The sequence below is a fragment of the Thermodesulfobacteriota bacterium genome (assembly GCA_040758155.1).
Classification (GTDB): Bacteria; Desulfobacterota; Deferrimicrobia; order Deferrimicrobiales; family Deferrimicrobiaceae; genus UBA2219.
Genome location: JBFLWB010000204.1, coordinates 1 through 9,150, shown reverse-complemented (window position 1 = coordinate 9,150; position 9,150 = coordinate 1). Strand labels below are relative to the sequence as shown.

Sequence of the window (9,150 nt, the reverse complement as noted above, 5' to 3'; positions counted from 1 at the left end):
GGGTTCGGATTGGGCGGGGTCGCGCGGCCGGCCGCGCTGCTCCACGTGCTGAACCACTCGATCGCGAAGGTGCTGCTGTTCCTGGTCGCGGGCGACCTGATCCTGCGGTTCGGCACCCAGCGGATCAAGGTGATCCGGGGGGTCCTCCGCCGCTTCCCTCTCGCCGGCTTCCTCCTGTTCGGCGGGATCCTGGCGATCGCCGGGTCGCCTCCGTTCGGGGCGTTCTGGAGCAAGTTCGGGATCCTCGCCGGGGGTGTGGCCGGCGGCAACATCGCCGTATCGCTGCTGTACCTGGCGCTGCTCGCGGTGCTGTTCGGCTCCTTCCTCGTGCACGGGAGCAACATGGCGCTGGGCGAGGGGGAGCCGGCGCCGGTCGCCGCCGCGGACTGGTGGTGCCTGGCGCCCGCCTGCGCGCTCCTGTTCGCCTCCGTCTGGCTGGGGATCCACGTTCCGCAGCGGCTCTATGAGACGCTGGAGCGGCTTGCCTCCGCGCTGGCGTTCTCGTGAGAGGGGGAAGGGCTTGAGATGATGCGCTGCGTCCGGATATTCGACCTCGCGGAATCCCGGCCTCTGGCCGAGGACCGGTTCCGGGAATTTCTCCGGGAGGGGATCGCGGGGGGCGACCGCCTGCTGGCGTTTTTCGCGGAGGAGCCCTCCCCGGGCCGGTTCCTCCTGCACGCGGTCGTCGGGGGAAGCGCGCCGGGCCGGTTCGCCCACGGCTGCGCGGAGATCTCCGGCCAGGCCTACTCCACCTTCACGGATGTCTGCCCGGCCGCCCACTGGTTCGAGCGGGAGGTCTACGACCAGTTCGGCATCGTCCCCGAGGGACACCCCGAGCTCAACCCGCTGCGCTTTCACGAAGGATGGCCGAAGCGCTTCTTCCCGTCCCGGAGCCCGGAGGCCCCGGAGGCGGAGCCGCGCAGGGGATACCGGTTCCTTCAGGTCCGGGGCGAGGGGATCCACGAAGTGTCCGTGGGGCCCGTCCACGCGGGAGTCATCGAGCCGGGGCATTTCCGCTTCTCCTGCGCCGGGGAGACGATCCAGCACCTCGAGATCCGGCTCGGGTACCAGCACAAGGGGACGGAGTCGCTGCTCGCCGGGAAGCCGGGGTACCGGCATCTGATCCTTGCCGAATCGATCTCGGGCGACACGGCCGTCGGCCATTCCAACGCCTGCGCCCGCCTCCTCGAGGCGCTCCTCGGGCGGCCGGCGGATCCGTCGGCGGAAAGCTGGCGCTCCATCGCGCTCGAGCTGGAGCGGATCGCCAACCATGTCGGGGACCTGGGCGGCCTCGCGACCGACATCGGGTACCTTTTCGGCGCCGCCCACTTCGCCCATCTGCGCGGGCAGGCGCTCGGCCTCCTGACCACGCTTACGGGAAACCGGTACGGGCGCGGCCTGAACCGGATCGGCGGATTGGCGCCGCGCATCCCGGGAACCGCCCCGGAGCCGATCCTCGACCGGCTGCGCCGTCTGCGGGTGGACGCCGAAAAGGGCGGGTCGATCATGCTCGAGGCGCCCTCCGTCGTCGTCCGGATGGAAGGGACCGGCTGCCTCCGCCTCCGGACGGCGACGACGCTGGGCATCGTCGGCCCCGCCGGCCGGGCATCGGGACGCGACGTCGACGCGCGGCGCGATTTCCCGTCTCCCTGCTTCGCGGAGTTCCCGCCGACGGTCATATTGCAGCGGGAGGGCGACGTCCTGGCCCGCGCGCGGGAGCGCTACGAGGAGATGCTCGAATCGTTCCGATGGCTGTCGCTCGTGCTCCCGACGGCGGGAGCCGGCGGCGGCGCGCTTTCCGGCGGCTCCGCGGATGCGCCTTCCGGCCGCAGGCTGGTCGTGTCCGTGGAGGAGGGGTGGCGCGGGGAGATCGTCCACGCCGCCGTGGTCGACGAGGCGGGAGGGATCGCGGCTTACAAGGTCGTGGACCCGTCGTTCCACAACTGGCCGGGGCTCGCCTTCGCGGTGCGGGAAAACGTCATCTCCGATTTTCCACTGTGCAACAAGAGCTTCAACCTGTCGTATTCGGGCGCGGACCTTTAGGGCAGGGCCGGGGAGGCGGGAAAATGCTGGAGGCGTTCACCGGAAGATTCAGGGTGGGGAACACGGCATTGGGGCTGCCTCCGGAGGGGCTTCCGGAAAGATATCGGGGCGCGCCCCGGCTCGGGGAGGAGTTCTTCTCCGGCGATGCGGCGGAAATCGGCGCGATGGTTTGCCCGACGGGGGCGGTCGACGCGGGGAAAAGGACCCTCGACCTCGGCAGATGCGTGTTCTGCGGGTATTGCGAGGAGGCGTGCGGGGGGAAAGGCATCCGCTTCACACCGGACCCGCACCTGCCGTTCGGCACTCGGGAGGAGCTGGTCATCGGAAGGACGCCGCACGCGCCTGCCGTCGCCGCGAAGAAGCTGCGCTCCCTCCTCGGGCGGTCGCTCCACCTGCGGGAAGTGTCCGCGGGCGGCTGCAACGGGTGCGACCTCGAGGCGCAGGCCGCGGGGAACCCGAATTTCGACTTCCAGCGGTTCGGGATCGACTTCGTGGCCTCCCCGCGCCACGCGGACGGGATCCTCGTCACGGGGCCGGTCACGAAGAACATGAAGGAAGGGCTGGTCAAGACGTACGAGGCCGTCGCGGAGCCGCGGATCGTCATCGCGATCGGCGCGTGCGCCGCCAGCGGCGGGATCTTCCGCGGGTCGCACGCCGTGGAGGACGGCGTCGGCGGAACGGTCCCGGTCGACCTCTACATCCCCGGGTGCCCGCCGCACCCGCTTTCGATCCTCTACGGAATCGTCGCCTTTTTCGGGAGGTATCCCGGCCGCGTCCCCGCCGGGGCGGCGGAGCCGTAGTCTTCCGAAAGGAGCTTGCGCGCGACTTCCTCCGGGAAGAGGTGCCGCACTTCCCTCTCCACCGCGGGGAGGATCGGGTGGGTGCGGTTCTCCCGCTTCATGCACCAGACGTCGTCCATGTCCTCGTCGACGGTGAGCTCGCCCTCGCAGACCACCAGCGGGAACATGATGCAGAAGCGCGGCTTGAATTCCCACTCGTGCCAGCCCAGGTCGACCGCCGCCTTCTGCAGGGAGCATCCGTGCCCCGGGTGGAAGAAGACGCAGTAGTCTCCCGCCACGTTGGTTTCCACGGCGACGCCGCTCGGGCAGTCCGGATCGTCCGTAGTCTCCCCGAACCAGGACGCCGGGTCCTTCGCCTCGGGGCGCATGTACGGGACGAACAGCTCCGCGTTCCGGAGGATGACGTCCTTTTCCTTGATGTCGGCCCATACGCCGCCCTTGCAGCAGCGGCTTTTGCACTGGGCGAGGGAGCAGCTTCGCGGGAACTTCGCGTGGTACACGAGCGGATCGATCTTCATCGGGGTGCGCGCCTTGTGTGGAAGATATGAATCATTCTAAAGCTTCTTCGCGAAGAAGAGAAAGGAAAAGGGCCCCGCGCGGGGGCCCTTTCCGGAAAAACCTTTCCTTCGGGCCGGCCTTACAGCTTCCCGACGAGGACGAACGCGATGACCAGCGCGTAGATGACGAGGGACTCGATCAGCGCGAGGCCGACGATCATCGGGATGAAGATCTTGTTCTGGGCGGAAGGATTGCGCGCGATCCCCTCCAGCCCGGCCGCGATGGCCCGGCTCTGGCCCAGCGCGCCGCCGAACGCGGCGATCGCGATGCCGAAACCCGCCGCCAGGGCGATGACGGCCTTCACGTTGGAATCCCCGCCCGCGGCAGGAGCGCCTTCCTCCGCCGCCAAAGCCACCGACGCCAGCGCGATGAAGAGCGTGGCGACGAGGAGAGAGAAAGTGAATCTGCGGAACATAGGGTGTTTCCCCCTTTCAGGATGATCCCGGCGAAAAGCCCCGCAAAGCCCGCCGGGGTGTTGCGTGGATCAGTGTTCCTCCGAGTGCGTGACCGCGCCCGAGATGTAGATCATGGACAGCACGGTGAAGATGAACGCCTGCATGAAGGAGACGAACAGCCCCAGCCCGAGGAAGATCGAGGGGACGAGGATGGGGATCAGCGCCATGAAGCCGGCCACCACCGCGTGGTCGCCGGTGATGTTGCCGAAGAGGCGCAGGGAGAGCGACATCGGCCGCGCCAGGTGGGAGATGATCTCGATCGGCAGCATGATCGGGGCCATCCACCACACGGGGCCGAGGAAGTGCTTGAAGTAGGCGACGCCGTTCTCGCGGACGCCGAAGTAATGGGTCGACAGGAAGATGACCAGCGCCAGCCCCACGGTGATGTTCATCTTCTGCGTCGGCGGGAGGAAGCCGGGGATGAGCCCCAGCAGGTTCATGAACAGGATGAAGATGAAGCACGACGCCAGAAGCGGCAGGTACTTCTTGTAGTGGTGCCCGATGATGTCCTCGGCGAGCTGAGCGAGGAAGCCGAGGATCAGCTCGAAGAAGTTGCGCAGCGTGAGCCGCCCTTCCGGGACCACCATGTCGGAGGTCTTTTTCCCGCCCACGACGAGGTACGACGCGACGACCAGGAACGCGGCGATGAAGAGCGCGGCGTACATGTAGAAGTATTTCTGCCCGCCGGGCAGCGCCATGAAGAAGGAATAGCCGTGCTCCTCCGCCGCCAGCGCCGACGCGGGCGTCGCGGCCGCCAGGAGAAGTCCGAGGATCGCCTTGCGCATTTCCGAGTAACCCCCGCGATGACTCGGCGGATGCGCCTTTCAGTCCGCCGGCTGGAACGATTTCACCAGGGCCTCCAGGAGGACCCCCAAAAACAGCGACGACAGCCCGATCAAAAACCCCAAAACATCGAACCAGCCGGACCGGACGACCAGGTAGACGAGCCCGATCAGGCCGAGGAACTTCAGCGCGTACTGGACGACGAACCGCTTGTTGACCGCGCCCTCGCGCAGGAACGCCTTTTCCAGGATCTTCCGGACGAGGAAGAAGTTCCCGCAGGCGATGGCGGCGCCGCACGCCGCCCCGGGGAGCAGCCGGAAGCTCGCCGCCCCGACGGCCGCCGCGACGGCGATCCCGGCGAGGATCGCCGCGGCGGAGAAAAAGATCCGGCGTTCCAGGGAGCGGATCGAAACCTCCCCGGAGCGTTCATTCTCCACCGGGCCGCTCCCGTTCTTTTTCCTTTTCCTCTTCCTTCTCCTGCTCTTTCACGGACCGTACGGCGGCGCGATAGAGGCTGCGCACTCCGGCGGCGAAGCCGAAGCCCATCCACAGGATCATCAGCCAGGGGGCGGTCCCGAGCCACTTGTCGAGGTAGTAGCCGATCCCCAGGCCGATGACCACCGACAGGGCCATCTCGAACCCGAGGGCGCTGTACCTTCCCAGCTCGCGGAAAAACGCCTTGCGGTCCTGTCGGTCGCTCATGAGCCCAAACGCAGGATTCTTATCATAGAAGCCGGGAATCCGTCAAATGGAAACCGGTTCCGCTTACAGCGTCCCGAGAACATCCCGCACCGCGGCGATCGTCCGGTCGAGATCCTTTTTCGTGTGCGCCGTCGAAACGAAGCCCGCCTCGAACTGGGATGGCGCGACGTAGACGCCGCGCTCCAGCAGCCCGTGGAAATATTTCGCGTACCGCTTCGTGTCGCTGCGCTTCGCCGACGCGTAGTCGGTCACCGGCCCCTCCTGGAAGAAGGTGGTCCACATCGACCCCACGCGGTTGGTGTAGGCCGGGACGCCCGACGCGGCGAACGCCTTCGCCAGCCCTGCGGCCAGGTAGTCGGCCTTCTCGTTGAGCTTCCTGTACGTCCCCTTGCGGGATAGCTCCGTGAGCGCGGCGATCCCCGCCGCCATCGCCAGCGGGTTCCCCGACAGCGTCCCCGCCTGGTAGACCGGCCCTTCCGGCGCCAGGGCGTCCATGACCTCTTTCCGGCCGCCGAACGCGCCCACCGGAAGCCCGCCCCCGATGATCTTCCCGAGGACGGTCAGGTCCGGCGCGATGCCGAACAGCTCCTGCGCGCCCCCGAACGCCACGCGGAAGCCCGAGATCACCTCGTCGAAGATCAGCAGCGCACCGTGCTTCTTCGTGAGCGCCCGCAGCGCGTCGAGGAATCCCGGCGCTGGAGGGACCACCCCCATGTTCCCGGGGATCGGCTCGACGATGACGGCCGCGACGCCACCCTTGTTCCTTTCGAAGATCCGCTCCACGGAGGCGAGGTCGTTGAACCGCGCGGTCAAGGTGTTCTTCGCCGTCTCCCGGGGGACCCCCGGGGAATCGGGCAGCCCGAACGTGAGCGCCCCGGAGCCGGCCGACACCAGCATCGCGTCGGCATGGCCGTGGTACCCGCCCTCGAACTTGACGATCTTGTCCCGCCCCGTGTACCCCCGCGCGAGCCGGACGGCGCTCATCGCCGCCTCGGTGCCGGAGGAGACCAGCCGCACCTTGTCGATGGAAGGGAAAGCGCTGCGGATGAGATGGGCCAGACCCACCTCCCCCGGCGTCGGGGCGCCGTAGCTCGTTCCGCGGAGCGCGGCCGACCGGATCGCGCCCACCACCTTCGGATGCGCGTGTCCGAGGATCATCGGCCCCCACGAGCCGACGTAATCGATGTAGACGTTCCCGTCCACGTCCCGCACCGTCGCGCCTTTCGCGCGCTCGATGAACAGCGGCGTCCCGCCCACCGAGCGGAACGCGCGCACCGGGGAGTTCACCCCGCCGGGGATCCGGTTCTTCGCCAGCGCGAAAAGCTTTTTCGATGTCGTCGTCTTCAGCCGGGCCACGGGAGGTCGCCTCCTGCCAGGGGATTCGTTCGCGGGAAAGGGAAAAATGATATCCCCCGGGACAGTCCCTGTCAAGATAAGGGGCAGGTTTTCTTTGGGTTTTCATCATCGACAAAACGCCATTATAGAATTGCTTGACAGAAGCGACCGGGCCGGGGTAAAAAGATAATTTCCGACGCGTCTATCCGTTTTATTCCAACGATACGGCTGGCGGGAAGGAAAGGGGCACGGCATGGGCATCCGGGACAAGGAGCTGATCGAGAGCCGTTTCGGCCCCCTGTGGTCCGGAAAAACCGAGGTCGTCCTCTGCGGACGGACCCGCACGCTCCTCGAAGTAAAACGGATGTTCGATCTGGCCGTCGAGGATGTCGTCGCCATCGACCTCGTCGAGCTTCCCGGCGACGTCTGCGCTTTCCGGTTCTACGACGGCGACGACCGGTGCGTCGTCGTCTTCGTCTTCGACGGGGAAGGGGAGATCCGGGAGGAACTCCGGGCCCACGTCGCCGAGTGGCTCGGCGACGTCTACCACGACACCGGCGCCCTGGCCTTCGATCCGGAGGCGATGGTCCACTGCCTCCGCCGGCGACAGGAGGAGAAGTGATGGCGCATCTCGCGTGCAGGAAGAGCTCCCTCCGGGAGTCCGCCGCCCAGTGGAACCTCGACGCCCTCGTCGAGACCGCGGGAGGCGACCTCATGCCCTGCTTCGTCTCGGTGATCTCCACCTACTGCACCGTGCAGGCTCCCAACACCGGGGAGGGCGAGTCGCTTCTCGAAGCCGTCGGGCGGGCGCTGGGGATGCCGCCGGCGACGCCTCCGCAGGCGGTCAAGGGCGGATCGTGCGACGGGGCGGACGAGGACGAGGAGTTCCCCTTCTCCGGCTCGATGGTTTCCGCCACGTGGGATTTCCCGGCCGCCCGGAAGAACGAGGTGATTTCGACGTTCCGGCGGATGTTCGGGCTGGACGCGCGGGGGGACGCGTGAACAGCTACGTCGAGCTGGTCCGGCGGCGCCTCGAGGACCGGACATCCAATCTCCTCGGGAACCTGGACGAGCTCCCCGAGCCGCAGCTCCGGTTCACGATGCGGATCTTCGGCGACTGCGTCGACGAGGAGGCCGCGAGGGAGATGTTCGCCGGATACAGCGAACATCTCTCGGAGGAGGAGCTCCGGAGTTTCGCGAAGCGGTTCGTTCCCGCCTACACCGGGTACGCGATCGCGGAGCTGGAAGAGAAGAAGAAGGGCGGCGAGCGGTTCGATCCTCCTTACCTGACGCAGGAGGAGTACCAGGAGATGACGGTCCGGGAGAAGTGGCCCCGGATCGCGGCGCGCCCGGACGACGTTCCTCCCCTCCAGCTTCGAAGAGAGATCGCCCGCGCGGCGATGCTGTTCCGGCCGTACATGCTCTCGGATCCGGGCTTCAACGAAGGGGTCCTCGAGTTCTCCCTGTACTTCGACCTGCTCGAGCGGATGCGCTCCCTCCCGGAAGCGCGGCTGCGCGAGGCGGCGGCGGAGGTCGCCCGAGGGATCGCGCGGGCCGTGGAAGCGGGCGCGACGGAGGAAGCGGAGCGTCTCCTGAAAGAGGTCCGCGGAACTGCGGCGGCCGTCGCGGGGCTCGATGCGGAGCCGGAGACGCTCCTGGGCCCCCCGATGGAGCGGTACCCGATGCCGGTCCCGCCGGAATACCGGTTCCGGGAGCTGCGCAACGAGCTCGCGGGGATGACGCTGAAGGAGCTCCGCCGCTCCGCGATGGTCCAGATCGACCTGCTGACCGCCGCGGAGACCCGCCGGATCGTCGGGCCGTTTTTCGAAAGGTACCCATCCTTCTTCGAGATGCCGGCGAAGGGGCTGCGGGAGCTGATCCTGGCGGTCGCGGAGGAGGCGGGACAAAGGTCGCTGCTGTCCTTCATCGAACGGTTCGGCTCGGGGCGGATGGCGATGGGAGAACCGGTGGACCACGAAGTCTGGAAGCTGATGCCCGAGGACGAGCGGCTGGCGCTGCTGCGCCGGGACAACGAGCGGATGGACGCTTCGATGATGGCGCGCCACCTCGCGCGGTTCCTCCTGTCGGAAAGCGAGCGCGACCTTTCGGACGCCGGGCGACAGATCGCCCTGCTCGCGGACCCGGCGTTCGTCGAGGCGGGCGGAACGATCCTGAAAGCGCTGGGCGGCGGAGAGGGCGGGGACCGGATTTCGCGCCTCTACGACGAGGTCACGGTCCGTTCCGTCCGCATGGCCGGGCTTCGGGGGGCGGAGCGGGAGACGGCGTATCGGGAAATCCGGGAGCGGATCGGGCGTGAAACCGGGGTTCGGCAAAATCCATCGGAGAGGTGAGCCGTAAAATGGTGTTCGAATACATGGATCGGATGATGATGTTCGAGGACACGCCGGAAGGGCTTTCGGCGGACATGGAATGGCTCAAGGAGGCGGGGAAGGAGGGCTGGGAGCTGGTTTCCT

At 67.5% G+C, this 9,150-nt stretch carries 12 protein-coding genes; 6 read left to right on the top strand and 6 right to left on the bottom strand.

Going from position 1 to position 9,150, the window contains the following annotated elements:
* The 3 genes from AB1346_14125 to nuoB form a co-directional block, all read left to right on the top strand.
* Window positions 1–507 (top strand): proton-conducting transporter membrane subunit (locus tag AB1346_14125; protein MEW6721579.1); only part of this gene is annotated, 507 nt, incomplete at its 5' end.
* A gap of 18 nt (window positions 508–525) precedes the next feature.
* A complete protein-coding gene (locus tag AB1346_14120) occupies window positions 526–2,043 on the top strand; it encodes an NADH-quinone oxidoreductase subunit C (protein ID MEW6721578.1) in 1,518 nt (505 codons plus the stop codon).
* A gap of 23 nt (window positions 2,044–2,066) precedes the next feature.
* Complete coding sequence (gene nuoB, locus AB1346_14115) at window positions 2,067–2,843, top strand: NADH-quinone oxidoreductase subunit NuoB (protein ID MEW6721577.1); 777 nt, start codon at window positions 2,067–2,069, stop codon at window positions 2,841–2,843.
* On the opposite strand, the gene AB1346_14110 is transcribed toward nuoB, so the two are convergent.
* From AB1346_14110 to hemL, 6 genes are all read right to left on the bottom strand, one after another.
* Complete coding sequence (locus AB1346_14110) at window positions 2,777–3,361, bottom strand: DUF3109 family protein (GenBank protein ID MEW6721576.1); 585 nt, start codon at window positions 3,359–3,361, stop codon at window positions 2,777–2,779. The genes nuoB and AB1346_14110 overlap by 67 nt on opposite strands.
* 119 nt (window positions 3,362–3,480) lie before the next feature.
* Window positions 3,481–3,816, bottom strand: coding sequence for an ATP synthase F0 subunit C (locus AB1346_14105; protein MEW6721575.1), 336 nt, complete (start codon window positions 3,814–3,816; stop codon window positions 3,481–3,483).
* A 69-nt stretch (window positions 3,817–3,885) separates the two neighbouring features.
* Window positions 3,886–4,641 carry a F0F1 ATP synthase subunit A gene (atpB, locus tag AB1346_14100; protein MEW6721574.1) on the bottom strand — a complete coding sequence of 252 codons (756 nt, stop codon included), beginning with the start codon at window positions 4,639–4,641 and terminating at the stop codon, window positions 3,886–3,888.
* Between the two features lie 39 nt (window positions 4,642–4,680).
* Entirely contained in the window at window positions 4,681–5,076 is a 396-nt protein-coding gene (locus AB1346_14095) for an ATP synthase subunit I (protein ID MEW6721573.1), read from the bottom strand.
* Window positions 5,066–5,341 carry an AtpZ/AtpI family protein gene (locus tag AB1346_14090; protein ID MEW6721572.1) on the bottom strand — a complete coding sequence of 92 codons (276 nt, stop codon included), beginning with the start codon at window positions 5,339–5,341 and terminating at the stop codon, window positions 5,066–5,068. The genes AB1346_14095 and AB1346_14090 overlap by 11 nt, the downstream gene beginning before the upstream one ends.
* A gap of 63 nt (window positions 5,342–5,404) precedes the next feature.
* Window positions 5,405–6,688, bottom strand: coding sequence for a glutamate-1-semialdehyde 2,1-aminomutase (hemL, locus tag AB1346_14085; protein MEW6721571.1), 1,284 nt, complete (start codon window positions 6,686–6,688; stop codon window positions 5,405–5,407).
* Window positions 6,689–6,929: 241 nt separating this feature from the next.
* Between hemL and AB1346_14080 the strand changes: the two genes are divergently transcribed.
* From AB1346_14080 to AB1346_14070, 3 genes are read left to right on the top strand one after another with little or no spacing between them, the layout of a single operon-like run.
* On the top strand, window positions 6,930–7,298 hold the full coding sequence (locus AB1346_14080; protein ID MEW6721570.1) for a hypothetical protein: 369 nt from the start codon (window positions 6,930–6,932) through the stop codon (window positions 7,296–7,298).
* The gene (locus tag AB1346_14075; protein MEW6721569.1) at window positions 7,298–7,678 is read left to right on the top strand and encodes a hypothetical protein; all 381 of its coding nucleotides are present in this window, start codon (window positions 7,298–7,300) and stop codon (window positions 7,676–7,678) included. Before AB1346_14080 ends, AB1346_14075 begins: the two co-directional genes overlap by 1 nt.
* On the top strand, window positions 7,675–9,027 hold the full coding sequence (locus tag AB1346_14070) for a hypothetical protein (GenBank protein MEW6721568.1): 1,353 nt from the start codon (window positions 7,675–7,677) through the stop codon (window positions 9,025–9,027). The genes AB1346_14075 and AB1346_14070 overlap by 4 nt, the downstream gene beginning before the upstream one ends.
* Window positions 9,028–9,150: the final 123 nt, after the last annotated feature.

What these genes read in the sequence shown, in the direction of transcription:
- AB1346_14110 (MEW6721576.1), bottom strand. Translation starts at nt 3,361, where the DNA reads ATGAAGATCGATCCGCTCGTGTACCACGCGAAGTTCCCGCGAAGCTGC.
- AB1346_14080 (MEW6721570.1), top strand. Translation starts at nt 6,930, where the DNA reads ATGGGCATCCGGGACAAGGAGCTGATCGAGAGCCGTTTCGGCCCCCTG.
- AB1346_14105 (MEW6721575.1), bottom strand. Translation starts at nt 3,816, where the DNA reads ATGTTCCGCAGATTCACTTTCTCTCTCCTCGTCGCCACGCTCTTCATC.
- AB1346_14090 (MEW6721572.1), bottom strand. Translation starts at nt 5,341, where the DNA reads ATGAGCGACCGACAGGACCGCAAGGCGTTTTTCCGCGAGCTGGGAAGG.
- nuoB (MEW6721577.1), top strand. Translation starts at nt 2,067, where the DNA reads ATGCTGGAGGCGTTCACCGGAAGATTCAGGGTGGGGAACACGGCATTG.
- AB1346_14120 (MEW6721578.1), top strand. Translation starts at nt 526, where the DNA reads ATGATGCGCTGCGTCCGGATATTCGACCTCGCGGAATCCCGGCCTCTG.
- AB1346_14075 (MEW6721569.1), top strand. Translation starts at nt 7,298, where the DNA reads ATGGCGCATCTCGCGTGCAGGAAGAGCTCCCTCCGGGAGTCCGCCGCC.
- atpB (MEW6721574.1), bottom strand. Translation starts at nt 4,641, where the DNA reads ATGCGCAAGGCGATCCTCGGACTTCTCCTGGCGGCCGCGACGCCCGCG.